The sequence below is a fragment of the Bradyrhizobium sp. 35 genome, from assembly GCF_023073215.1.
GTDB lineage: Bacteria > Pseudomonadota > Alphaproteobacteria > Rhizobiales > Xanthobacteraceae > Bradyrhizobium > Bradyrhizobium canariense_D.
In genome coordinates, this window is the sequence record NZ_JADPJC010000080.1 from 339,310 (window position 1) to 361,438 (window position 22,129).

Consider the following 22,129-nt stretch of genomic DNA (forward strand, 5'->3'; position numbering starts at 1 on the left):
AACCCCTCTCAATACGCAACCATGGAACACCGGGATTGAACATCCGGTAAGGAAACGTGCCTAACCGCGCGACGATGTTGCCGCGCGGTTTTTCGTAAAATTGTGGCTTGTTGTTGCGCGCGCTCAGAGCGAGCGGCTGACCGCGAGCGGCGTGATGTGGCGCGGGCCCGGCGTGGCGCGTCGTCCCGCGGCCGTATAGGTGTTCGGCACGTTGCGCTTCTGGATCTCGGCGTTGACGCCGCGCACGACGCTCTCCGACACGGCGTGAGCGGTTGCGAGCACGGTGAGGTTGACCTGGAGCATCGCGCGGAATGCATCGTGGTGCCGATGCAGCGTCGAGAGCAGCTCGGGCGCGGATTTGGCGAGCTGGGCTTGGTTCGCCTTCAACTGGGTGACCGCGCCGACATAGTTTCGCGACAGCTCCTGCTTCTTGCTCTCGAGGGTCATCGCCTCGCGGACTTGGCCGGCGCGCACGAGCTCGGTCTCGCGCTCGATCAGACCGAGCAGGGCGCTCATCGCATCCATCAACTGCTCGGCGATCTTGCGCGCCTCGGCGCTGCTGGGTGCGGTGTTCGGGCGCTGCGCTTGCACGGGCTTACGCGAGGCGTTGAAATGATTCATCTCGTTTGACCTTATGCCGTGCGGATCGTTTTTGCCTGCTGCATGATCAGGGTGCGATAGACGTCGGTTGCGATGCCGACGCCGCCGGCGTTGGCGAAGTTCTTCGAATATTGCTCGGTCAGCATCGAGCGCCACACGCCGGTACCAGGCGTGTCGCCGAACGGGCCTTCGCCCTTCAGGCCCGAGGTCATCTGCGAGAACATGCTGTTGAGGAACATCGCCTCGAAGTCGGTGGCGATCTTCTGCGCCTTGGCCTGCTGTTTCGGCGAGACCTTTTGCAGTGCCGCGGCGAGATCGAAGTCCGGCCGGCCGTTGCGGCTCTCTACCGCGAAGGCGGAGCTGGCGAGCCGTGCGGTGTTGACCATGCCGGTCTGCATCACATCACCTCGATGTCGGCTTCGATCGCACCGGCGGCCTTGATCGCCTGCAGGATGCTGATGAGATCGCGCGGGCCGATGCCGAGACCGTTGAGGCCGTCGACGAGCTGCTGAAGCGAGACGCCGTCCTTGACGACAGCGAACTTCTTGCCGTCCTCGGTGACGCTGACGCTGCTGCGTGGTGCGACCACGGTCCGCCCCCGCGACAGCGGGTTGGGCTGGCTGACCTGCGGGCTCTCGGAGATGGTGACGGTGAGGTTGCCCTGTGCGACCGCAACGGTGGCGACGCGGACGTCGCGACCCATCACGATGATGCCGCTGCGTTCGTCGATGATGATCTTGGCGGCGAGATCCGGATCGACCTGGAGCTGCTCGATCTCGGTGAGAAAGGCGACGACGTTACCCTTGAACTCCGGCGGGATCGCAAGCTGCACGGTCGATGGGTCGATCGGCTCGGCGGTCTTGACGCCGAGATAGTCGTTGATCGCGGCGGCGATCCGCTTGGCCGTGGTGAAGTCGGCATTGCGTAGCGCAAGCCGGACGTTCGGCAGGCGATTGAGCGCGAATTCGATCTCGCGCTCGATGATGGCACCGTTGACAATGCGTCCGACGGTCGGCACGCCACGCACGATTTTCGCCGCCTCGCCCTCGGCCTGGAAGCCTGAGATCGCGAGCGAGCCCTGTGCGACCGAATAGACGTTGCCGTCGGCGCCGAGGAGCGGGGTGACGAGCAGGGTGCCGCCCTGGAGATTCTTGGCGTCGCCGAGCGCGGAGACGGTGACGTCCATGCGCGTGCCCTGGGTGGCGAAGGCCGGCAGATTGCCTGTCACCATCACGGCGGCGACGTTGCCGGTGCGGATGGTGGCGCCGCGGATGTTGACGCCCATGCGCTCGAGCATCGCTTGCAGCGACTGCTTGGTGAAGGGGATGTTGTTGAGGGTATCGCCGGTGCCGTTGAGGCCGACGACGAGGCCGTAGCCGATGAGCTGGTTCTGCCGCACGCCTTCGATGTTGGCGAGATCCTTGATGCGCGATGTCGCGCTCGCAGAATTGACCGAGAGCACCAGCGCTGACAGCGCGGCGCAGGCCACCCCCACAAGTCTCACCCAACGAACGCTTGGCATCCTCTGCTCCCCGAGGCTCCTCAAATCAAAGGACCATCACGACACTCCCATGACGAGCTGGTCCGACGCTGTCCTTGCGAGCGCTGTGCCAACTCGGGGCAGCGGGGGTAGGTCGCTGAATAGGTTGAATAAATCTGTTTCGAGCGACCTCAGCCTGTGTTGTCCCTGAGGAGCGAAACTGCCGCCTGTCGGCAGATTTTGCCGGGCTGTTTACGGGCCGTTAACCATAAAACGGCGAATGTGGCGCATCGATCACCCGGATTGCTTCCGATGCGCATCTACGGACCGAACGGCACCACGCTTGGAACGCCGGCCAGCCAGGCCAGGCGGACGAGCTCCGGCACCTTCGTGCTGCCCGACACCTCGTCGGCGCCGGAGACGCGAGGCGCCGCCGCACCGAAGGCGGCCGCCAACATCGACGGGCTGCTCGCACTGCAAGGCATCGAGGAGGATCCCGTCGAGCGTCGCAAGCGCTCGGTCGTGCGCGGAAAGACCGCGCTCGACGTGCTCGACGATCTCAAGATGGGGCTCCTCTCCGGCAAGCTTGATGCCTCGACCGTGATGCGGCTGCGTGACGCTGCGACGAACCTCAAATCGTCCTCCGGCGACCCCGGCCTGGATTCGGTGCTGTCCGAGATCGAGCTGCGCGTCGAGGTCGAGCTCGCCAAGGCCGGGCAGGCGTAGCGTCTTTACGCCGCTTCATCCTTCAACTGCGCGTCATAGCGGCGCTGGGAGGCAAGCACGTCTTTCAGATTCTGTTCGGCCCAATCGCGCAGCGGATCGACGGCGGCGGCGAGCGTCACGCCGAGCTGCGTGATCGAGTATTTCACGGTCACCGGCACGGTTGCGATGGCGTGACGCTTGATCAATCCGTCGCGCTCGAGCGACTTGAGAACCTGGCTCAGCATCTTCTGCGAAATGCCTTCGATCGTGCGGCGCAACTGATTGAAGCGCATCGGATCCTCGCGCAGCAGCAGCAGGATCAGCACCGCCCATTTGTCACCGACGCGGTCGAGGATCTGTCGCGTGGGGCAGTTCGCTGCATAGACGTCTGGCTTCATCGTCGGGTCCTCACGATCCATTCGCTCATTGCCGGCCGCCGCCGGTTACTCCCGTGTAATCAGGTAAGCACAAAGTGCTCTCTTAACACCAGCGCTCTTTGCGATATTTAGTTACCGTTGGTTACTACAGAAGCAAAGGAGCCTTCCATGAAAATCGCAGTTGCCGGCGCCTCGGGCCGGGCCGGGTCGGAGATCACCAAGGAACTGTCCCGCCGCGGCCACGCGGTTACGGCCATCGCCCGCAACCCGGAGAAGATCGCGGTCCTGCCGAACGTCACGCCGACCAAGGGGGATGTGCTCGACCAGCCAGCCCTTGCCAAGCTGTGGGCCGGGCACGACGTGGCCGTGAGTTCCGTGCACTTCCTGGCCAGCGACGCGCTCAAGCTGATCGGCGCGGCCAAGGACTCCAAGGTCGGCCGTTACCTCGTCGTCGGCGGGGCCGGCAGTCTGGAGGTAGCTCCGGGCGTCAAGCTGGTGACAACTCCCGGTTTTCCGGCTCAGTACAAGGCTGAGGCGGAGGCGGGTTCAGCCTTTCTCGACCTGCTGCGGCAGGAAAAGGAGCTGAACTGGACCTTCATCTCGCCGTCGGCCCTGTTTATCGAGGGAGAGCGCACCGGCAAATTCCGGCTTGGGACGGATCAGCTTCTCGCAGATGCGAACGGAAAGAGCTGGATCACCTTCGCGGATTACGCCATCGCGCTCGCCGACGAGATCGAGCGGCCGGCCCATGAGAGGCAGCGTTTCACGGTCGGCTACTAGGCCGTCGGCCGCTCCCGGGCCCTCCAGGATAAACCTTCCTGTGCAAGGGCTTGGGGGCGCCGGTCGGGCGATCAGGGAAACATTGTCTGTCACAGGAGGCCGCTATATAACGCCCCGCTCAGCGGACCCCGTTCCGTGTACGAGTCGTTGCTTAGACAGATAGGCCGCCCTTGGAAAAGTTGAAAAACTACCGACCGACCGAAAAAGAGCCTTTCATGAACGACAGGCAGAAGGAGTACTTCCGCCTGAAGCTCCTCGCCTGGAAGGATGAGATCCTCAAAGAGTCCAAGCTCACCCTGCAAGCCCTGCAGGAGGAGAATGTGAACCACCCCGATCTCGCCGATCGGGCATCGTCCGAAACCGACCGCGCCATCGAACTCCGTGCCCGTGACCGCCAGCGCAAGTTGATCGCCAAGATCGACGCCGCGCTCCAGCGTATCGAGGACAACACCTACGGCTATTGCGAGGACACCGGCGAGCCGATCTCGTTGAAGCGGCTCGAGGCCCGTCCCATCGCGACGCTTTCGGTGGAGGCGCAGGAGCGCCACGAGAAACGCGAGAAGGTCTATCGCGACGAATAGAGTCCGAGCCGCAGCGATGCGGCTCTTTGTTTTTTGAACGCAAGGTGCGCCTTTTCGCGCCGTGATCAGCATTTTGCCTGTCGCTTGCAACCGCGCGTTTCGGCGCGCGGGCGCAATCGCGAAAAGTGAATCGCGATCAATGGGCTAGACTCAACTCCTCCGAGCTCACGTGAGTTCGGAGGAGAAACAGCCTTCACTTCAGGTGCGAGAGGTTTTGCGAGTCGCATCAAGGACATCGACTCGAATGCTGAGGCGCTGATCCAGCAGCTTCATACATTGCTGCAATCAGGCCTGTTGCGACGCTACAAGGCGTGCATCCCCATAAAGCCCGGACCAGCTCAATATTTCCTTAAACGCCGGCGCCGCCCGTGAGGCTTGCCATGATGTGGACGATCAGCGTCCGCATCTCATCTAGCCTGGGCTGGCATGACCTGCTGCCGCGCGGCGCCCTGCGCTTGTCACGCCCCGGCGGGGATGCTGAAGTGCCGCCCTCGATTGTGGTGTGTAGGAGCCGGCGCCGATGGACAGAATTCTCGCAGCCGCAAAGGCGATCGCGCTGGCGCGCCGCAACCATGCGCCGCTAGCGGCGCTCGAAGTTCCTCCGGCCGATGAAGCCGAGGGCTATCAGGTCCAGCGGGCGCTGCACGATCTGCTGCTGCCGCATGCCGGCCCGCTGGTCGGTTACAAGATCGGCTGCACCAGCCAGGTGATGCAGGATTACATCGGGATTCCACACCCATGCGGCGGCGGCGTGTTCCAGAAAGGCGTGCACGACAGCGGCGTGCAGCTCGCGGCTGCCGACTATGTCCGCGTCGGCGTCGAATGCGAGATCGCGGTGCGGCTGAAGCGCAATCTCGCCGCCGGCGAGGCGCCGTTCACGGCCGAATGGGTCGGCGAAGCCGTCGAGGCCTATCATCCCGCGATCGAGATCGTCGACGACCGCTATGTGAAGTGGGAAACGATGGGCGCCCCGACGCTGATCGCGGACGATTTCTTCGCCGCCGGCTGCGTGCTGGGTAAGCTCGTGCCGCGCTCGTCGGTGCCGGACCTGAAGGCCATCAAAGGCCGCGCCATCGTCAACGGCGAAGAGGTCAGCCACGGCACCGGCGCCGACGTGCTCGGCCATCCCCACAACGCACTCGCCTGGCTTGCCAACCATCTCGCCGCCGAGGGCAAGGGGCTGCACGCGGGGCAGCTGGTGCTGACGGGGAGCCTGGTCAAGACGCTGTGGCTGAAGGCCGGCGACAAGGTGCGAATGGAGCTGGACGGGCTGGGCGTGGTGGAGGCGGAGTTTACGTAGGCTCTGCGGGCACCGCGTCGTCATTCCCCGCGAAGGCGGGGAATCCAGTACGCCGCGGCTTCTCGGTTCATCGCTGACGTCTCGAAATACTGGATCGCCCGCCTTCGCGGGTGGTGACAGTCGAGGGGGCGGAGAGGGGATAGCGGCGTCGCTACAATCGCGCGTCGCTGAGCGCTGTATGCAGCCATCGCCAAAATACATGCGGCCCTCGCCAGGGGAGCTAGCGAGGGCCGCGTCGTACATCGTCGTCCGCGCCTAGGTTCGCGAACACGATGTGGGAGCTCGGGAGAAGCTAGAAGGGCAGCAGCACGTCCATGACTTGCTGGCCGTAGCGCGGTTGCTGCACGTCCATGATCTGGCCGCGGCCGCCGTAGGCGATGCGGGCCTGCGCGATCTTGGTGGAATCGATGGTGTTGTCGCTCTGGATGTCTTCGGGACGGACGATGCCGGCGACGATGAGCTCGCGGATTTCGTAGTTGACGCGGATCTCCTGCTTGCCCTCGACCACGAGGTTGCCGTTCGGCAGGACCTGGGTGACGACCGCCGCGACGTTGGTCTGCAACGCTTCCTTGCGGTCCACGCTTCCTTTGCCCTCGCTGGACGCGGTCGAGTCGGCGGTGAGGATGCGGCCGGGCAACACCTTCTGCGCTTGGGCCCCCAATGTCTTGGCGCCGATGAAGTCGGTGATCCCGGAATCTTCCTTGTTGGTGCGGCTGCGCTGGGTGTCGTTTTCGATATTGGCCTTGTCGGTGATGTTCACGGCCACCGTCAGGATGTCGCCGACCTGATGGGCACGCTGGTCCTTGAAGAAGGCCCGGCTGCCGCTGCGCCACAGCGAGTTCGGATTGTAGGAGGCGACCTCGGGCTTCGGCATCGGCATCTGCACCGGCTTGTAACCGGGCTGCGTCGTCGGATTGTCGATCGCCGACAATTTCGGCTGCTCGCCGATCTGCGACAGACGGTCGATCGAGGAGCAGCCGCTCGCCAGCGCGCACGTCGCCAGCAGCAGGGCAGAGATCGCGATGCGACGGGGACGAAAAGCCGAACTGAACGTGGACATGACTTACTCTGACTTGGCTGGAGCTTGCGAGACGCGAACTTGCGGGATCTGGGCTTGTGCGATCTGGGCCGGGGATGCCGGGGCTTGGACCAGGTTCCGGACGAGGGCTGCGGTATCGACGGGGGCGGGCGCCTCGTCGCGCTTGAGCGAGGAGGTCTGTTCGACCGCGGCCGGCATCGGCGCGGCCTGGCTGGCGCCCTGGACCGTCACCTGGCCGCGGCCGGTGACGACGCCGCTCAGCGTGCGCTTGGTCTGCAGGTTGAGCACGCTGATGGTATCGCCCTCGGCGCCGCTCTCGATCGCCTTGCCGCGCGTGGTGAGATAGATTCCGGGAACCTGGTAGATGACGGTGACGTTCTGGTCGCGCTGCACGAAGTCGGGCTTGACGATGTCGGCGACGCGGATCGGCGTCCCCGCCCGCATCGGCCGGCGCAACTGCATGCCGAGCGTGCGATCGCGCGAGGCGGCCTCACCGGTGACCTCGGCCTTCGGCCGCCGCTCCATGGCGACATCGGACGCCTTCAGGAGATCGACGCGGTCGATGTCGCGCGTCAGCACGGCCACTTCCACCGTTTCGGTCGCGGTGCCGGTGAAACGCAGCTTGGTCGGTGCCGGATTGTTGTCGTTGTTGATCTCGAAGGCGATGTCGAAACGGCCGCTGCGGGCGTCGTAGCGGGTTGCCACCGGCTGCAGCACGCCGGTGTTGGAGGCATCCAGCCGCATGTCGGCAATGCCGCGGTCGAACGTGACGGTGATGTTGGCGGCATCGCCAAGTCCAAAGCGGCGCTCGAGCGCCGAGGCGACCGCGGTCTCGAGGTCCTTGTTCACGAGCGTGCGGGCGAGACGGGTGACCTGGACCTCCTTGATGTCGCCGGTCATCACGCCGATCACCTGCTTTGCGCGCAACACCGCCAGCACGTGGGCGACCGGCAGCGCACCGGTGGTGCCGAGATCGGGTGAGCGGTAGACCGGGATCAGCGCGGCCGAGCCGGCATTGTCGATGAGATCGCCGACCCGCACCACGTCCGAGGTCACGGTGATGCTCGCGCGCAGCGTCGGCGTCGCGATGAAGTCGTCGGCGGCCCGTGCGGGCAGCGCCAGCACGAGGAGAGCGGAGATCGTGGCGAGGGTGGTGCGGATCATAGTCATCACCTCAGCGGAACAACGCCGTGGTCGACTGCATCATCTGGTCGGCGGCGCTGATCACCTTGGCGTTCATCTCGTAGGCGCGCTGGGCGGCGATCAGGTCGCTCATCTCCGAGACGACGTCGACATTGGCCTGCTCGAGGCTGCTCTGGGTGATGTTGCCGAAACCCTCGGAGCTCGCGGTACCGTCCTGCGGCGGGCCGGAGGAGGGCGTCTCGGTGAACTGATTGTTGCCGACCGGCTGGAGGCCCGCTTTGTTGACGAAACGGGTCAGGCCGATCTGGCCCTGGACGGCCGAGGTCGACGAACCCGGCAGCGTCACCGAGACCTGGCCCTGCACGTTGATGGTGAGGCCCGAGGCGTTGTTCGGGATCGTAATCGTCGGTTGCACCGGGTTGCCCTGCGCCGTGACGATGCGCCCCTGATTGTCCATCTGGAAGGTGCCGTCGCGGGTGTACTGGTAGCTGCCGTCGGGCATCAGGATCTTGAAGAAACCTTCGCCCGTGATGGCCATGTCGAGGTCGTTGCCGGTCTGCGACAGCGTGCCCTGGGTCATGCTGCGCGGCGTGCCGACGGTCTTGACGCCGCCGCCGATGTCGACGCCGACCGGCAGGATGGTGCCCTGGTCGGACGACTGGGCGCCGACCCGGCGGACGTGTTCGTAAATCAGATCCTGGAACGCCGCGGTCTGCTTCTTGAAGCCGGTGGTGCGCAGGTTGGCGATGTTGTTGGAGATCACCTGAACGTTGAGTTCCTGTGCCGCCATTCCGGTTGCTGCGGTGTGAAGCGCCTGCATGTCAGTTCTCCCTCAATCACGCCGGAACGTCGGCGAGCTTCTCGATCGCCGACTTGTGCATGTCACTCTGCTGCTGGAGCAGGTTGGCGATGGCGGTGTAGCTGCGCATGACTTCGACCATGCGGCTCATCTCACCGACCGAGTTCACATTCGACTTCTCGACATAGCCCTGCTGCACGGTCGACTTGGTGTCGGCCTGCGGGACCGCGGAGCCGATGTCATAAAGGTTGGCGCCCAGCTTGGTCAGCTTGGCCGGATCGTCGAACGAGGCCATGCGGATCTTGCCGCGGATCGAATCGTTTTTGGCCGTGCCCTCGAGCACCGTGACGGTGCCGTCCGGCGCGACGTTGATGTCGTGGTCGGTCGGCTGGAAGGTGATCGGGCCGCTGGTGCCCAGCACGAGGTTGCCGTCGGAGGTGACGAGCTGGCCGGTGCTGTTGAGCGAGAATTTTCCGTCCCGGGTGTAGCGCTCGGCGCCATTGGCCTGAACCGCGAAATAGGCGTTGCCGCTGATCGCCATGTCGAGCGGATTCTTGGTCGGCTCCATCGGCCCCTGGCCAACGTCGCGGAAGGTGCCGCGGTCCTGCACATAGGAGACCCGGCGGTCGGAGCCGACGAAATTGTCCTCACGCGCGTTCGAGTTGAGGTACTCCTCGAACAGCGAATGATCGGCCTTGAAGCCGTTGGTGTTGGCGTTGGCGACGTTGTTGGCGATGACATCCATCTGCCGTTCCAACGTCATCTGTCGTGACAAGCCGATCAGAAGCGCGTTCTGCATCGGAAATCTCCCCTGAGTGAGATCTGCCAGCTCGCTCTCCCAAGCGCATTGGCCGATCCCGTGAACGAGACCTCGGGTTCTCCCAAACCTTGGGTCTCGGTCCTTTCTCAGCGAAACTCGTGCCAGGCGGGAAAATTATGTACTTTCAATAACTTGTCTGTTTTTCCAGGATGCGGGGAGGCGGCAGAAAGGGTCTGTTAGCCATGTTTGCCCGGCAGATTTTTCCTAGTGAAGGCCCAATCGAAAGGTTCCGTTAACCATTATTACCGTAGCGTTTGCGCGTAAGAGGAGCACTGCGCTGGGGCATTTGTATCGCGTCACTGTCTGCCAGGAGCTTCGCTCTTTCGACCCCTTTGAGAGATGAGCGAGCGCGGCGATCATGGCAGAGAATGAAGCGGAAGGCGGCGGAGCCGCTGAGGGCGCGGAAGCCGCTCCGCCCAAGAACAAGTTCAAGCTGATGATCATGGTGGTGGGCCTGCTCGCCGTTCTCGGCGGCGGCGCCGCGACATGGTTCTTCTTTTTCCGTCACGGCGACGACGAGCATCACGCCGAGGCGGCGCCTCCGCCGAAGCCGCCGGCTTTCGTCGAGGTTCCCGACATCATGGTCAACCTCGCCGGCGCGCCGGGCGAGCGCGTGCAATATCTGAAGCTCAAGATCGTGCTGGAGCTGAAGGAAGAGAAGCAGGTCGAGGCGATCAAGCCGACGATGCCGCGCATCACCGACATCTTCCAGACCTATGCGCGCGAGCTGCGCTCCTCCGACCTCAACGGTTCCGCCGGCATCTTCCGCCTCAAGGAAGAGCTGACCAAGCGCGTCAACGCCGCGGTCGCTCCGGTCCAGGTCAGCGCGGTGCTGTTCAAGGAAGTCGTGATCCAGTGAGCATGACGGGCTAGGGATCATGGCAGGCACCGACCAACCAGACCAGGATGCAATTGCCGCCCAATGGGAGGCCTCGCTCGATTCCGAGGATCCCGCTGAGGCCGCGAAGGCTGCTGCCGAAAACGAACTATCCGAGACCATGGCCCTGCAATGGGCGGCCATGGTCGAGGATGGCAGCCGCGATCTCGGCGCCGGCAAGAATTCCGGCGAACGCGTGCTGTCGCAGGAGGAGATCGACAACCTCCTCGGCTTCGCGGTCGGCGACGTCACGCTCGACGATCATTCCGGCATTCGCGCCATCATCGATTCGGCAATGGTCTCCTACGAGCGTCTGCCGATGCTCGAAATCGTCTTCGACCGCCTGGTGCGATTGCTGACGACCTCCTTACGCAATTTCACCTCCGACAACGTCGAAGTCTCGCTCGACCGCATCACCTCGGTGCGCTTCGGCGACTACATGAACTCGATCCCGCTGCCCGCCGTCCTCACCGTCTTCAAGGCCGAAGAGTGGGACAATTTCGGCATGGCCGTGGTCGACTCCAGCCTGATCTACTCGATGATCGACGTGCTGCTCGGCGGCCGCCGCGGCTCAAGCCAGCTGCGCATCGAGGGCCGGCCCTACACCACGATCGAGACAGAGTTGGTCAAGCGGCTGGTCGAAGTCGTCATGGCCGATGCCGAACAGGCGTTCCGGCCGCTGTCGCCGGTGACCTTCACCATCGACCGGCTCGAGACCAACCCACGTTTCGCCGCGATCAGCCGTCCTGCCAACGCCGCGATCCTGGTGCGCCTGCGCATCGACATGGAAGATCGCGGCGGCAACATCGAGCTGTTGCTGCCTTACGCGACCATCGAGCCGATCCGGGGCGTCCTGCTCCAGATGTTCATGGGCGAAAAGTTCGGCCGCGACCAGATCTGGGAAGGCCATTTCGCCACCGAGATCGTCCAGGCCGAGATCTCCGTCGACGCCGTGCTCTACGAAGCCGACATTCCGCTCAAGCAGCTGATGCGGTTAAAGGTCGGCGACACGCTGCCGCTGGACATGCGCGCGGATGCCAGCGTCACCGTGCGCTGCGGCGACGTCACCATCACCGAAGGACGCATGGGCCGGGTCGGCGATCGCGTCGCGATACGGGTGACGAAACCCTTGCGCAAGCCAAGTACGACACTTGCGATGTTCGAAAAGGTCGACGAGCAGAACAAGATGATGGAGGCCCCATGAACCACTCCCTGGGAATGGCGATCGAGACGCTGGTGGCTATCCTGCTGATGCTGACCATCGTCTACTGCGTCACGCTCAACAAGCGACTGACGCGGCTGAAGGCGGACGAGCATTCGCTGAAGGCGGTCATCGGCGAGCTGATCACCGCAACCGAGATCGCCGAGCGCGCGATCGGCGGGCTGAAGCTCGCCGTGCGCGACGTCAACGAGAACCTGGGCAGCCAGCTTGCGTCGGCGACCCAGATGTCCGAGCAGCTCTACAAGCAGCTCGGCGAAGCCGACAACGTGGTGCGGCGCCTGTCCAAGATCGCAGTCGCTGCGCGCCCCGTGACGAACCCGGAAACGGTCGCCGCGCCCGCAGCCAAGCCTTCATCGGCGAAGGCGGTGGCGGCTGCGGCCGAAGCCTTCTCCGAGCGCCGACGATCCAACGGTCTTGCGGCATAAAGTCAGGGTATGAAGTCTTTTCGCAACATCCGCGTCATTCCGATCGTGCTGGTTGCCGTCGCTGGCCTGGCCACGCTGAAGGTCACGGGTCTTGTGATCAACGGCGGCTATGTCTTCGACTATAAGCCGAGCCAGACCAAGAAGTCGTGGGCGCAGGAGAATCTGAACTTCCCGGCCAGCCGCGAGGATCCCGATATCACGGGCTCGACCCATGGCGCGCCGAAGGAGGCGCCGAAGCCGGCCGCACCCGACACCAAGTCCGAAGGCGCCGCGGTCAAGGAGGAAGCCCAGCCGCAGATCTCCGCCTCGGAGCGCGCGATCCTGGAACGCCTGCAGTCGCGCCGCCAGGAGATCGAGGCCCGCCAGCGCGAGATCGACATCCGCGAGAGCCTGTTGAAATCCGCCGAGAAGCGCATCGAAAACAAGGTCGAGGAGATGAAGGCGGTGGAAACCCGTATCTCCGCAACCCAGGCCGAGCAGAAGGCCGCCGAAGCCCAGCGCATGAAAGGCCTCGTGACCATGTATGAGGGCATGAAGCCCAAGGACGCCGCGCGGGTCTTTGACCGGCTCGAGATGGGCGTGCTGATCGAGATCGCCTCGCAGATCGCGCCGCGAAAAATGTCGGACATCATGGGATTGATGTCCCCGGAGGCCGCCGAGCGGCTGACGGTCGAGATGGCCCGCAGGGCCAATGGCGGCGGCGATCAGTCCGCCTCTGCCGGCGAGCTGCCCAAGATCGACGGCAAGCCGACGCAAAAGCCGAATTGAGGGCTCATACTTAAGAAGTCCTTAATTGCCAAAATCTACAGTCTGGGCAGGGGTCGGCAGCAATGCCGGCGTGGACCGTCGAACCGGAAGTAATGCCGCCAATGGCGCGAGAGGCTGCCGCTGGATTTGTGTCGCGAGCCCGCGCCCTGGCGCGGAGGCTGTCGCGTCATGTCCGCGCGGCGCCGCTGCTGGCAGCCAGTCTGCTGATCGGCTTCACGGCGCCTGTCCGGGCGGCCGACGCGATCAGGGGCGAGGCGACTTTCTCGGCCAGCGGCGGCTTTGCCCGTCTCGTGATCAAGCTCGGGGAGGACGTCCCCTCCGAGGTGACGACGGCCGGCTCCATTCTCGTCATCCGTTTCGACCGGGCGGTCGACGTTCCCGTCGATCGCGTCCCGGAAGGCGCGCCCGACTACGTCAACTCCGCCCGCCGCGATCCCGATGGCGGCGCCATCCGCCTGTCGCTGGCGCGGCGCGTTACCGTCAACACCATGAATGCCGGCGAACGCACCTTCATCGACCTCTTGCCGGAGGGTTGGAAGGGGCCGCCGCCGAGCCTGCCGATGGACGTGGTCAAGGAACTCGCCGAGCGCGCGCGCGTCGCCGAACGCGCGCTGCGCGCCCAGCGCGCCGCGGCGGAGAGCAAGAAACGGCCGCAGATCCGCGTGCGCGCGTCGGTGCAGCCGACCTTCGTCCGCTTCGTGTTCGAGATGCCGGATGGCGTCGGCGTATCCTCCGTGCTCAATGAACAGAAGCTCACGCTGGCCTTCAACGCCAACCTGAATTTCGATCTGGCGGACGCGGTCGTCGCAGCGCCGCCGAACGTCGCCTCGATCAAGCAGAAGGCCGACATCGACCAGACCAGTGTCGAGATCGCGCTGATCGGCGATTCCGACGTGCATTCGTTCCGCGACGAGAAGAACTACGTCGTCGACATCTCCTTCCAGCCGGACAAGGGCAAGATGACCACGTCGGCGGAAGCTGCGATCGCGCAGGCCAAGCCCGCCGCTCATGGACCGGCGCCTGCGCCTGAAAAGCCGGCGGCCGAGAAGCCGAAGGACGCGCATCGCGAGATCGCGCCGCCGACGTCCGAGACGATCGCGCGCGAAGCCAGGATCGATGCCAAGCCCGAGGTGAAGCCGGAAGCGCCCGCTGCCATGCCGCCCGCTGAAGCGCCGAAATCGGTGCCGGCTCCTGCATCCGAAGCCGCGCCCGCTGCGCAAGCGCCCAAGGAAGCGCCCAAGGAAGTTTCGAAGTCTGTCGCGCCAGTTGCAGACGCTGCGGTCGCACCCGCCAAGCCGGTCATGGCCGAAGCGCTTCAAGAGGTCGTGAAGGATGCTGCCAAAGAGCCGGTCAAGGAGCCCGTCAAGGCCGCGCCAGCAGAGGCGCCCGCTGCGCCGCAGCCGACCGGTGCCAGCGTCGATGTCCGCCGCGACAGCGACGGCCTGCGGGTAACTTTCCCGCTTCAGGTCGCAACGCCTGCGGCGGCGTTCCGCCGCGGCGACACCGTCTGGCTGGTGTTCGATACGGCAAAGCCGATCGACGTCGAGGCGATCCGCACCAAGGGCGGCGCGATGATCGGCGAGGTCGGCCGCGTCCCGCTCGAGAAGGGACAGGCGGTGCGCATCCGTCTCACCCGGCCGCTGGTCTATTCGCTGTCGAGCGAGGAGGTCGGCAAGCAGACCAACTGGCTCTTGACCCTCGCCGACAAGATCCAGGCGACGCCGCTGCCGCTGATGATCTCGCGCAACATCACCGACCCGGCGCTCGCCAACATCGCGATCCCCTTCGCCAATCCGGGGCTCCTGCACAAGCTCACCGATCCCGATGCCGGCGACACGCTCTATGTCATCACCGCGCAGCGGCCGGTGCGCGGCTTCATCAAGCGGCAGGACCTCGTCGATCTCGCGCTGCTGGAATCCGCGCATGGCATCGCGATCCGGCCGAATTCCGACGAGGTCGGCGTCGAGGTCGGGGCTGACAAGGTCATCCTCGGCAAAAAGGGCGGGCTAACGCTGTCCCCGGTCGACATCTCGGCCGAGCGCGCGCCGACCGCAGTGCGGCCGGTCTTCAGCCCCGAAGGTTGGCGCAAGGGCCAGTCGGAAAATTTCATAGCGCGCCAGAACGAGCTGATCACGGCGATCGCCAACCTCGAACCGGCGATGCGTTCCCTGCCGCGGCTCGACCTCGCGCAATTCTACATGTCGCGCGCGATGTATCACGAGGCGAAGGCCGTCACCGAATTGATGCTCGCCGATCCTCTCAACAAGGAGGAGAGCGGTGCGCTGATCATGCATGCGATCGCGAGCATCCTGATCGGTCGGCCGGCGCAGGGCCTGAAGGACCTCGCCAACCCCGTGATCGGCAACAGCCACGATTCCCAGCTCTGGAAAGCGCTCGCCTATGCGCGCCAAGGCAAATGGGCGGACGCGCGCGAGAAGTTCAAGAACGTCGAATTCGCCATCGCCTCGCTACCGCTCGACATCCAGCGCATCGTGACGATGGAGGCGATGCGCGCTTCGCTCGAGGTGAAGGACTATGCCGGCGCCTCCAAGCGCCGCAGCGAGCTCGAGGTGGTCGGCGTCTCGCCCGAGGCCGCGCCCGGCTTTGCCGTGCTGCGCGGCCGGCTTGCCGAGGCGCTCGGCCACGACAAGGACGCGCTCGACGACTACAAGTTCGCCGTCGGCTCGTCCGATCGGCCGGCTGCGGCCGAGGCCAAGCAGCTCGAGGTCGCGCTGCGGCAGAAGCGCGACGAGATCGGCAAGGAAGACGCGTTGCGCGAGCTCGAAACGCTCTCGATGACCTGGCGCGGCGACTCGATTGAGGTCAAGACGCTGCAGATGCTGTCGCAGATGTTTGCAGAGAACGGACGCTACCGGGACGCGCTCACCGCGGCGCGCACCGCGACAAAGCTGCAGCCGAACGCGGAAGCCTCGCGCCAGGCGCAAGACCTCGCCTCCGACCTGTTTACGCAGCTCTTCCTGGGACCCAAGGGCGACGAGCTGCCGCCGATCGAATCGCTCGGGATGTTCTACGAGTTCCGTGAGCTGACGCCGATCGGCCGCCGCGGCGACGAACTGATCCGACGCCTCTCCGACCGTCTCGCCTCGATCGATCTGCTCGACCAGGCCGCCGAGCTCCTGCAATACCAGGTCGACCATCGCCTCGAAGGCGCGGCGCGTGCGCAAGTCGCCGCGCGCCTCTCCATGATCTATCTCGCCAATCGCAGACCCGACATGGCGATCACGGCGTTGCGCGCGAGCCGGATCAGCGACCTCTCAGGCGAGCTCAGGCAGCAACGCCTGCTGCTGGAGGCGCGTGCACAGAGCGACGTCGGCCGCCACGATCTTGCGCTCGATATCGTCTCCAACGTTACAGGCCGCGAGGTGCTGCGCCTACGCTCGGATATCTTCTGGGCGGCGCGGCGCTGGCGTGAATCCGCCGAGCAGATCGAGCTCTATTACGGCGAGCGCTTCCGTGACTTCAAGCCGCTCAACGCGGTGGAGAAAAGCGACATCATCCGCGCCGCCGTCGGTTATGCGCTCGCCGACGACTCGATCGGCATGTCGCGCTTCCGCGAGAAATATGCGCCGCTGATGAGCGAGAGCGCCGATCGGCTCGCCTTCGACATCGCGAGCAAACCGACCGGCGCTTCCAGCGCCGAATTTGCCGATATCGCCAAGCTGGCTGCCAGCGTCGACACGCTCGACGGCTTCCTGCGCGAGATGAAGCAGCGCTTTCCCGACGCCACCGCCCGCGCGCCGGCCTCTCCACAGGCCAAGGACGAGTCCGACCACACCGGCTCGCTGCCCACGATCCCCGTCGTGCGCCAGATCAAGATGACGCGATAGGATCGCCGCTCCTTCTTGGCCTCGCGACAGGTACCCGTGAGCCAGCTCTCAAGTGACGGGCAGGGCCGAAGACTATCGCCCGCGTACTCATCAACCCGATCAGTCCGCGAGGACGTAGGCCTTGTCCATTCAGTCTTTGAGACCGGACATGGCCCGTTTGCCTTTGCTAGTCGGCTGAGGGCTCCAGGTCCATTGTGAGAAACATATGCTCCGCGAACCGATCTTAGGGCGTAGAAACAGGGGAAGCCGCTAAGGCCAGCAAGCGACGTTAACGGGCCTAATTGAGCTTTGCCCGGACCTGATAAATTGCCGAGCCCAAGCTCGAGGCAAGCACTAGCACAAGACCAAGCCCGATCATGGGGTTGCTTGCGATCACCGCCGCAAGCGATACGCCTAGCGCCGCGGCCAACATCTGCCAGAAACCCAACAGGGCCGAGGCAGCACCGGCGCGATCGCCGAATGGCGAAAGAGCTTGCGCGCTGCAGAGCGGATTGACCATGCCCATGCCCAGCAGGAATACACATGCGCCGACAAGAAATGGCAAAAAGCGCCCGTCGAAAAGCGCGAATAGCAACACCATGCCGCCGCCGACACAGGCCAGCGCGAGACCGATGCAAATCGATCGGTCGAGACCAAGGTGCGGAACAATTTTTGTAGCGATAATGCCAGCACTAAAGACGATCATGACAGTGCCTGCGAAGAACAGGCCGAGTTGCATGGGTGTGAAGTCGAGGCCTTCTATCAAGACACGCGGCAACGCCGAAAACATTGCAAACAGCGCACCTAAGATGAGGCTAACAGTTGCGGCAGGAACCAGGAAACGGCGGTCAGTCGATAGCGACCAGTAATTCTTGGCGATAGTCGAGGAATTGAACTCGGCGCGTGGCGCGTGGTGCGTTTCTCCGAAAGCCGCAAGAAATGCCGAAGCGGCGACGACGGCAAAGATTCCGACGAACACAAAGGCTGAACGCCAGCCAAAAAAATGATCCAGCGCGCCACCGACCAGGGGCGAGAATCCGGGCGCCGCGGCCATTGCAACCATAACAAAGGTGAGCACGCGCGCTAGCTTTTCGCCCTGGAAAAGATCTCTTGCGATAGCTCGCGAAAGGACAGACGTGGCACATGCGCCACCGGCCTGCACAACGCGACCAATCAATAGTGCCGCCAAATCATTGGCTAACGCGCACCATATGCTACCTGCGAAAAATACAGCAAACCCGATCATCACGGGTATGCGCCGGCCGAAACGATCCGATAACGGACCGACAACGAGTTGTCCGACCGCGAACATGGCGAGGAATATGGTGATAGCTGACGTTACCTGAGCGCTGGTGACGCCCACCGCGACGGCGATACTCGGTAGCGAAGGCAACAGAATGTTGGTGGCCAACGTGCCACTCGCAGACAACGCAGCAAGAACGGCGACCTGAAGACCAAGCGGCACGACCCGAGCGAGTAGATGGTTTTCGATGTTGCTGGTCATAAGCCGCTTCGGATCTAGGGATGACGACCATCATATCAATGACCCATTGAATGCGCAACCTGAGCATATTTCCGATATGTCACGAGCCGCCGAACGCGCTGACGATGGCAGGCTTCCGTCTTGCGCTGGTAAGCTCAAGTGCACGCCTACAAGCATCGGGCTAGAGAGGATGGGGTCGCTGACCGCTGCCCAGGACCGCTACCCCCCGTAACTCTGCACCAGACTGCCTGCCACCAGCGACCAGCCGTCGACCAGCACGAAGAAGATCAGCTTGAACGGCAGCGAGATCGTTGCCGGCGGCAGCATCATCATGCCCATCGACATCAGCACGGACGCGACGACGAGGTCGATGATCAGGAAGGGAAGGAACAGCAGAAAGCCGATCTCGAAGGCGCGCTTCAGCTCCGAGATCATGAAGGCGGGGACGAGGATGCGTAAGCCTAGATCGTCGGGGGTTGCCGGCGGCGGCTCGCCGGAGAGATCCAGGAACAGCTTGAGGTCCTTCTCGCGCACGTTCTTCTGCATGAAGCCGCGCAGGGGGACGGAGGCGCGCTGGAGCGCGTCCTCGACGCCGAGCTGATTGGCGACCAGCGGACGGATGCCTTCGTCGTAGGATTTTTGCAGGACGGGTCCCATCACGAAGAAGGTGAGGAACATCGCTAGCGCGATGATCACCGAGTTCGGCGGGGCGGTCGCGGTGCCCATTGCGGTGCGCAGCAGCGACAGCACGACCACGATGCGCGTGAACGACGTCATCATGATCAGGATCGACGGGGCGATCGACAGCACCGTGAGCAGCGCGATCAGCTGGATCGCGCGCTCGGTGACGCCGCCACCGCCAGCGCCTCCGCCGCCGAGATTGATGCTGATGTCCTGCGCATGTGCCGGCATCGCGAGCGAAGCCGCGCCGATCAGGACAGAAAGAAGAAAAACTCTACGCGGGAGGGCCGGCAGCCTCACGAAGACGGCTTCGGACGGCCGAGCAACGAGGCCATCTCGTCTTCGAGATTTTCAAAGCTGGTCTTTTCCGGAGCCGGCTTTGCGGCAGGTGCCGGTGGCGCCGGCGGCTCGCTGCGGGCCACACGCGGAGGAGCGGCCGGGGGCTCCGGGGCGACCGGTGGGGCAAGCGTCTCGCCGGCGGGGCGGCGCAGCGCAGCTTCGAGCCGCTGCGCCATCTCGGCGAGATTCTGCTCGGCGCTCGATGGCCCCCCAGGAGCGGACGCCGGCGGCGGAACGGGCGGAGCCTGCGGCACAGGCGGAGGAGGCGCGGCTACGCGCTCGGAGCGCACCGGAGGCGCCTTTACCGGCTCGCTCTGGCGCGGCGGGCGCGGCATCAGAGGGGGTTCGTTGCGCGCAACGCGCGGCGGAATAGGTTCGGGACGCGGCTCGCGCTCGGGGCGCGGCGCGAGCGGCTCGGAGGTGAAGCCGGCCAGTGGCGGCTCGTTGCGGCGTTCGGCCAGCCCGGGAGCGGGCCGGCGCACTTCGTCGGCGAAGGAGGGACGCGCGGGCCGCGGTGGCGGCTCGGGCATGTGCGGCTCGGGATGATCGAGCAGCTCGGGCCGCGGTGCTTCGTCGGCCCAGCTGCTGGTATCATGCATCGGCGCAAGACGCGGCGGCTCGGCGGCATTGGAACGCTGCGGGAGCTGGTCGCGGCCGGGTGCTGCGCGCACGATGTTGGGTTCGACGACGATGTCGGTGGGGCCACCGATCATCAGAAGATGCTCGACATTGTCACGCCGGACCAGCACCAGACGGCGGCGGCCGTCGACCGCGGCGGCATCGATCACGGCGAGCCGGGGCATCCGGCCGCGCTGGGTGTTTGCGCCAAGCCGGCTGGTGGCGAATCGGCGAACCAGCCATGCAGCGACGCCGATCAACGCCAGAACGACGATGAACGCGACGATGAAGGTGATAGGGCTGCCTTGCATACTTGTCCCCGACAAATGGCGCTTGTCTCGGGGCAGTGGTCAGATGCGCCAACCACCGGCTTACGTTGCCCCAAACTGCGATTTCTTAACGTCCCACGGCAAGTTTTGCCGTCCCCAACTCTTAATAACCCATGAATCGCTCGATCCAAAACGACTTCTTGACCTGTGAATGCGCCGCCAAGCGGTTGGGTTAATGCCGCTTTTGGAGGCGTAGAATCACGGGGCACGCGCAGTGGTGTCCCGCCGGGGGACAACTGCCTGCGACCTCCTTAACCGGCTGTTAACCATACAGGCGGCAAATTCTGCCTACTTCGGACCTGGTCCGAGAGGCGGAAGGAGCCGCAACGATGTCCATCAACGATCTTCCGGTGCTATCGGCGCTTCGCACCAAGATGCAATGGCACCAGGAGCGCCAGCGCGTCTTGTCCGAGAACGTCTCCAATTCCGACACGCCCAAATTCCGTCCGCGCGACCTGGTCGAGCCGAAGCTGGACAAGAGCGGCGCCGTCACGGGTTCGATGGGTCCCTTGGCGCTCGCCCGCACCAGCGGTTCCCACATGGCGCCGTCAGGCGCGGCCTCCGGATTCGACCAGAACAAGAATGCGGGTTTTGAGACCCGCCCCGCGGGCAACGCCGTCAATCTCGAAGAGGAGATGATGAAGGCCGCCAGCAACCAGATGGACTATGCGGCGGCGACCTCGCTCTATTCGAAGAGCCTGCACCTGCTCAAGACCGCGATCGGCAAAGGCTAGAGCTGGAGGAAGCGCATCATGGCGAATGACAGCAGCGACTTTGCCCGTTCGATGGCGATCGCGACCTCCGGTCTGCGGGCGCAGGCCGGGCGCATGCGGGTGATCTCGGAGAACATCGCAAACGCGGATTCGACCTCGCAGACCGCCGGCGGCGATCCTTACCGGCGCAAGGTGCCGACGTTCTCCTCGGCGCTCGACCGTACACTCGACGCGCAGGTCGTCACCCTCGGCAGGATCAAGCCCGACCAGTCCAATTTCCGCACCAAATACGAGCCGAACAATCCGGCGGCGGATGCGACCGGTAACGTCAAATATCCCAACGTGAACTCGGTGGTCGAGATGACCGACATGCGCGACGCGCAGCGGTCGTACGAGGCCAACCTCAACATCATCAGCGCGACGCGCCGGATGATCCAGCGCACCCTCGACATCCTCAAGAGCTGAACAGGACATTTGAACCATGGCAACACCGACAATTGCCGCCAACGCCTATGCAAACCTCGCTCGCGTGCTGGAGAACAGCGGTGCCGGCAAGGGCAGCGAGCCGAGCGGGCAGTCCTTCGCCTCTCTTCTGAAAGATACTGTCGGCAGCGTCCTGGAGTCCGGCCGTAAATCGGACGCACAGACGGTGGCGATGGCCGCCGGCAAGGCCAACGTGATGGACGTGGTGACGGCGGTCGCAGATACCGACGTCGCCGTGTCCACGCTGGTCTCTGTCCGCGACCGCGTGATCGCGGCCTATGAAGACATCATGAAGATGCCGATCTGATTTTATCCATCGTCATTGCGAGCGTAGCGAAGCAATCCAGAATCTTTCCGCGGTGGCAGTCTGGATTGCTTCGCTTCGCTCGCAATGACGAGGAGAGGTTCGTGTCGTCCTCATCAAGCGGTGGGGATGAGACTTGAATAGAGGACTGTGCAATGACCGGACCGGAAACCCTCGACGTCGCGCGTGATGCGATCTGGACCATCGTGATCGTGTCGTCGCCCCTGATGGTGGTTGGCCTCGTTGTCGGCGTCGTCGTGTCGCTGTTCCAGGCGCTGACGCAGATCCAGGAGCAGACGCTGATCTATGTGCCGAAGATCCTGGCCATCTTTGCCACGATGCTGTTGGCATTGCCGTTCATGGCCGACGCACTGCATTCCCACATGCTGCGGATATCGTCGCGAATCATCGGCGGCTGAGGCACTATGCGCCCATC

24 protein-coding genes are annotated in these 22,129 nt (G+C 64.2%); 13 read left to right on the plus strand and 11 right to left on the minus strand.

The genetic code is table 11. From position 1 onward, the window contains the following. Nucleotides 1-123: 123 nt before the first annotated feature. From IVB36_RS17725 to IVB36_RS17735, 3 genes are read right to left on the minus strand one after another with little or no spacing between them, the layout of a single operon-like run. Nucleotides 124-621 (minus strand): hypothetical protein, encoded by a 498-nt coding sequence (locus IVB36_RS17725; protein WP_247368212.1) that lies wholly within the window; start codon nucleotides 619-621, stop codon nucleotides 124-126. Nucleotides 622-632: 11 nt separating this feature from the next. After that, nucleotides 633-998, minus strand: coding sequence for a flagellar assembly peptidoglycan hydrolase FlgJ (flgJ, locus tag IVB36_RS17730; protein WP_247368210.1), 366 nt, complete (start codon nucleotides 996-998; stop codon nucleotides 633-635). Continuing rightward, nucleotides 998-2,122 (minus strand): flagellar basal body P-ring protein FlgI, encoded by a 1,125-nt coding sequence (locus IVB36_RS17735; RefSeq protein ID WP_007602120.1) that lies wholly within the window; start codon nucleotides 2,120-2,122, stop codon nucleotides 998-1,000. The genes flgJ and IVB36_RS17735 overlap by 1 nt, the downstream gene beginning before the upstream one ends. A gap of 270 nt (nucleotides 2,123-2,392) precedes the next feature. On the opposite strand from IVB36_RS17735, the gene IVB36_RS17740 reads away from it, so the two are divergent. After that, nucleotides 2,393-2,806 (plus strand): flagellar assembly protein FliX, encoded by a 414-nt coding sequence (locus IVB36_RS17740; RefSeq protein ID WP_247392621.1) that lies wholly within the window; start codon nucleotides 2,393-2,395, stop codon nucleotides 2,804-2,806. A gap of 5 nt (nucleotides 2,807-2,811) precedes the next feature. On the opposite strand, the gene IVB36_RS17745 is transcribed toward IVB36_RS17740, so the two are convergent. Further along, a complete protein-coding gene (locus IVB36_RS17745) occupies nucleotides 2,812-3,183 on the minus strand; it encodes a helix-turn-helix domain-containing protein (protein ID WP_247392623.1) in 372 nt (123 codons plus the stop codon). Nucleotides 3,184-3,330: 147 nt separating this feature from the next. Here IVB36_RS17745 and IVB36_RS17750 point away from each other — a divergent pair, with 147 nt between their 5' ends. The 3 genes from IVB36_RS17750 to IVB36_RS17760 all read left to right on the plus strand — a co-directional run bounded on the left by IVB36_RS17750 (nucleotide 3,331) and on the right by IVB36_RS17760 (nucleotide 5,823). Beyond that, the gene (locus IVB36_RS17750) at nucleotides 3,331-3,942 is read left to right on the plus strand and encodes an NAD(P)-dependent oxidoreductase (protein ID WP_247392625.1); all 612 of its coding nucleotides are present in this window, start codon (nucleotides 3,331-3,333) and stop codon (nucleotides 3,940-3,942) included. A gap of 215 nt (nucleotides 3,943-4,157) precedes the next feature. After that, nucleotides 4,158-4,523, plus strand: a complete 366-nt coding sequence (dksA, locus tag IVB36_RS17755) for an RNA polymerase-binding protein DksA (protein WP_008554760.1) — start codon at nucleotides 4,158-4,160, stop codon at nucleotides 4,521-4,523. Nucleotides 4,524-5,043: 520 nt separating this feature from the next. Further along, on the plus strand, nucleotides 5,044-5,823 hold the full coding sequence (locus tag IVB36_RS17760; protein WP_247392636.1) for a fumarylacetoacetate hydrolase family protein: 780 nt from the start codon (nucleotides 5,044-5,046) through the stop codon (nucleotides 5,821-5,823). A gap of 292 nt (nucleotides 5,824-6,115) precedes the next feature. On the opposite strand, the gene flgH is transcribed toward IVB36_RS17760, so the two are convergent. The 4 genes from flgH to flgF are packed head-to-tail and all read right to left on the minus strand — an operon-like array spanning nucleotide 6,116 to nucleotide 9,603. After that, nucleotides 6,116-6,883 carry a flagellar basal body L-ring protein FlgH gene (flgH, locus tag IVB36_RS17765; RefSeq protein WP_018456424.1) on the minus strand — a complete coding sequence of 256 codons (768 nt, stop codon included), beginning with the start codon at nucleotides 6,881-6,883 and terminating at the stop codon, nucleotides 6,116-6,118. A gap of 3 nt (nucleotides 6,884-6,886) precedes the next feature. Further along, the gene (flgA, locus tag IVB36_RS17770) at nucleotides 6,887-8,026 is read right to left on the minus strand and encodes a flagellar basal body P-ring formation chaperone FlgA (RefSeq protein WP_204511688.1); all 1,140 of its coding nucleotides are present in this window, start codon (nucleotides 8,024-8,026) and stop codon (nucleotides 6,887-6,889) included. A 10-nt stretch (nucleotides 8,027-8,036) separates the two neighbouring features. Further along, nucleotides 8,037-8,825, minus strand: coding sequence for a flagellar basal-body rod protein FlgG (flgG, locus tag IVB36_RS17775; protein ID WP_247392638.1), 789 nt, complete (start codon nucleotides 8,823-8,825; stop codon nucleotides 8,037-8,039). A gap of 16 nt (nucleotides 8,826-8,841) precedes the next feature. Next, entirely contained in the window at nucleotides 8,842-9,603 is a 762-nt protein-coding gene (gene flgF, locus IVB36_RS17780; RefSeq protein ID WP_085349414.1) for a flagellar basal-body rod protein FlgF, read from the minus strand. 379 nt (nucleotides 9,604-9,982) lie between these two features. On the opposite strand from flgF, the gene fliL reads away from it, so the two are divergent. From fliL to IVB36_RS17805, 5 genes are all read left to right on the plus strand, one after another. Then, nucleotides 9,983-10,483, plus strand: coding sequence for a flagellar basal body-associated protein FliL (fliL, locus tag IVB36_RS17785; RefSeq protein ID WP_007602133.1), 501 nt, complete (start codon nucleotides 9,983-9,985; stop codon nucleotides 10,481-10,483). Nucleotides 10,484-10,502: 19 nt separating this feature from the next. Further along, the gene (gene fliM / locus IVB36_RS17790) at nucleotides 10,503-11,705 is read left to right on the plus strand and encodes a flagellar motor switch protein FliM (protein ID WP_018456420.1); all 1,203 of its coding nucleotides are present in this window, start codon (nucleotides 10,503-10,505) and stop codon (nucleotides 11,703-11,705) included. Beyond that, on the plus strand, nucleotides 11,702-12,148 hold the full coding sequence (locus IVB36_RS17795) for a DUF6468 domain-containing protein (protein WP_247392639.1): 447 nt from the start codon (nucleotides 11,702-11,704) through the stop codon (nucleotides 12,146-12,148). The genes fliM and IVB36_RS17795 overlap by 4 nt, the downstream gene beginning before the upstream one ends. Nucleotides 12,149-12,157: 9 nt before the next feature. After that, entirely contained in the window at nucleotides 12,158-12,916 is a 759-nt protein-coding gene (locus IVB36_RS17800) for a flagellar protein FlbB (RefSeq protein WP_018456418.1), read from the plus strand. Between the two features lie 62 nt (nucleotides 12,917-12,978). After that, on the plus strand, nucleotides 12,979-16,764 hold the full coding sequence (locus IVB36_RS17805; protein WP_247392641.1) for a tetratricopeptide repeat protein: 3,786 nt from the start codon (nucleotides 12,979-12,981) through the stop codon (nucleotides 16,762-16,764). Nucleotides 16,765-17,041: 277 nt separating this feature from the next. Here IVB36_RS17805 and IVB36_RS17810 read toward each other — a convergent pair whose 3' ends face one another. The 3 genes from IVB36_RS17810 to IVB36_RS17820 all read right to left on the minus strand — a co-directional run bounded on the left by IVB36_RS17810 (nucleotide 17,042) and on the right by IVB36_RS17820 (nucleotide 20,175). Then, nucleotides 17,042-18,247 carry a multidrug effflux MFS transporter gene (locus IVB36_RS17810; RefSeq protein WP_247392642.1) on the minus strand — a complete coding sequence of 402 codons (1,206 nt, stop codon included), beginning with the start codon at nucleotides 18,245-18,247 and terminating at the stop codon, nucleotides 17,042-17,044. Between the two features lie 198 nt (nucleotides 18,248-18,445). Beyond that, complete coding sequence (fliP, locus tag IVB36_RS17815) at nucleotides 18,446-19,207, minus strand: flagellar type III secretion system pore protein FliP (RefSeq protein WP_026233171.1); 762 nt, start codon at nucleotides 19,205-19,207, stop codon at nucleotides 18,446-18,448. Continuing rightward, nucleotides 19,204-20,175: a flagellar biosynthetic protein FliO gene (locus IVB36_RS17820; protein WP_247392644.1), complete on the minus strand. Its 972-nt coding sequence runs from the start codon at nucleotides 20,173-20,175 to the stop codon at nucleotides 19,204-19,206. Before IVB36_RS17820 ends, fliP begins: the two co-directional genes overlap by 4 nt. A gap of 347 nt (nucleotides 20,176-20,522) precedes the next feature. Between IVB36_RS17820 and flgB the strand changes: the two genes are divergently transcribed. The 4 genes from flgB to fliQ all read left to right on the plus strand — a co-directional run bounded on the left by flgB (nucleotide 20,523) and on the right by fliQ (nucleotide 22,112). After that, nucleotides 20,523-20,927, plus strand: coding sequence for a flagellar basal body rod protein FlgB (gene flgB, locus IVB36_RS17825; protein WP_018456413.1), 405 nt, complete (start codon nucleotides 20,523-20,525; stop codon nucleotides 20,925-20,927). An 18-nt stretch (nucleotides 20,928-20,945) separates the two neighbouring features. Next, nucleotides 20,946-21,371, plus strand: a complete 426-nt coding sequence (gene flgC, locus IVB36_RS17830; RefSeq protein WP_007602149.1) for a flagellar basal body rod protein FlgC — start codon at nucleotides 20,946-20,948, stop codon at nucleotides 21,369-21,371. A 16-nt stretch (nucleotides 21,372-21,387) separates the two neighbouring features. Then, complete coding sequence (gene fliE, locus IVB36_RS17835; protein ID WP_007612285.1) at nucleotides 21,388-21,696, plus strand: flagellar hook-basal body complex protein FliE; 309 nt, start codon at nucleotides 21,388-21,390, stop codon at nucleotides 21,694-21,696. A 152-nt stretch (nucleotides 21,697-21,848) separates the two neighbouring features. Beyond that, nucleotides 21,849-22,112 carry a flagellar biosynthesis protein FliQ gene (gene fliQ, locus IVB36_RS17840; protein WP_007612284.1) on the plus strand — a complete coding sequence of 88 codons (264 nt, stop codon included), beginning with the start codon at nucleotides 21,849-21,851 and terminating at the stop codon, nucleotides 22,110-22,112. Nucleotides 22,113-22,129: the final 17 nt, after the last annotated feature.

What these genes read in the sequence shown, in the direction of transcription:
- IVB36_RS17725 (WP_247368212.1), bottom strand. Translation starts at nt 621, where the DNA reads ATGAATCATTTCAACGCCTCGCGTAAGCCCGTGCAAGCGCAGCGCCCG.
- flgJ (WP_247368210.1), bottom strand. Translation starts at nt 998, where the DNA reads ATGCAGACCGGCATGGTCAACACCGCACGGCTCGCCAGCTCCGCCTTC.
- IVB36_RS17735 (WP_007602120.1), bottom strand. Translation starts at nt 2,122, where the DNA reads ATGCCAAGCGTTCGTTGGGTGAGACTTGTGGGGGTGGCCTGCGCCGCG.
- IVB36_RS17740 (WP_247392621.1), top strand. Translation starts at nt 2,393, where the DNA reads ATGCGCATCTACGGACCGAACGGCACCACGCTTGGAACGCCGGCCAGC.
- IVB36_RS17745 (WP_247392623.1), bottom strand. Translation starts at nt 3,183, where the DNA reads ATGAAGCCAGACGTCTATGCAGCGAACTGCCCCACGCGACAGATCCTC.
- IVB36_RS17750 (WP_247392625.1), top strand. Translation starts at nt 3,331, where the DNA reads ATGAAAATCGCAGTTGCCGGCGCCTCGGGCCGGGCCGGGTCGGAGATC.
- dksA (WP_008554760.1), top strand. Translation starts at nt 4,158, where the DNA reads ATGAACGACAGGCAGAAGGAGTACTTCCGCCTGAAGCTCCTCGCCTGG.
- IVB36_RS17760 (WP_247392636.1), top strand. Translation starts at nt 5,044, where the DNA reads ATGGACAGAATTCTCGCAGCCGCAAAGGCGATCGCGCTGGCGCGCCGC.
- flgH (WP_018456424.1), bottom strand. Translation starts at nt 6,883, where the DNA reads ATGTCCACGTTCAGTTCGGCTTTTCGTCCCCGTCGCATCGCGATCTCT.
- flgA (WP_204511688.1), bottom strand. Translation starts at nt 8,026, where the DNA reads ATGATCCGCACCACCCTCGCCACGATCTCCGCTCTCCTCGTGCTGGCG.
- flgG (WP_247392638.1), bottom strand. Translation starts at nt 8,825, where the DNA reads ATGCAGGCGCTTCACACCGCAGCAACCGGAATGGCGGCACAGGAACTC.
- flgF (WP_085349414.1), bottom strand. Translation starts at nt 9,603, where the DNA reads ATGCAGAACGCGCTTCTGATCGGCTTGTCACGACAGATGACGTTGGAA.
- fliL (WP_007602133.1), top strand. Translation starts at nt 9,983, where the DNA reads ATGGCAGAGAATGAAGCGGAAGGCGGCGGAGCCGCTGAGGGCGCGGAA.
- fliM (WP_018456420.1), top strand. Translation starts at nt 10,503, where the DNA reads ATGGCAGGCACCGACCAACCAGACCAGGATGCAATTGCCGCCCAATGG.
- IVB36_RS17795 (WP_247392639.1), top strand. Translation starts at nt 11,702, where the DNA reads ATGAACCACTCCCTGGGAATGGCGATCGAGACGCTGGTGGCTATCCTG.
- IVB36_RS17800 (WP_018456418.1), top strand. Translation starts at nt 12,158, where the DNA reads ATGAAGTCTTTTCGCAACATCCGCGTCATTCCGATCGTGCTGGTTGCC.
- IVB36_RS17805 (WP_247392641.1), top strand. Translation starts at nt 12,979, where the DNA reads ATGCCGGCGTGGACCGTCGAACCGGAAGTAATGCCGCCAATGGCGCGA.
- IVB36_RS17810 (WP_247392642.1), bottom strand. Translation starts at nt 18,247, where the DNA reads ATGACCAGCAACATCGAAAACCATCTACTCGCTCGGGTCGTGCCGCTT.
- IVB36_RS17820 (WP_247392644.1), bottom strand. Translation starts at nt 20,175, where the DNA reads ATGCAAGGCAGCCCTATCACCTTCATCGTCGCGTTCATCGTCGTTCTG.
- flgB (WP_018456413.1), top strand. Translation starts at nt 20,523, where the DNA reads ATGTCCATCAACGATCTTCCGGTGCTATCGGCGCTTCGCACCAAGATG.
- flgC (WP_007602149.1), top strand. Translation starts at nt 20,946, where the DNA reads ATGGCGAATGACAGCAGCGACTTTGCCCGTTCGATGGCGATCGCGACC.
- fliE (WP_007612285.1), top strand. Translation starts at nt 21,388, where the DNA reads ATGGCAACACCGACAATTGCCGCCAACGCCTATGCAAACCTCGCTCGC.
- fliQ (WP_007612284.1), top strand. Translation starts at nt 21,849, where the DNA reads ATGACCGGACCGGAAACCCTCGACGTCGCGCGTGATGCGATCTGGACC.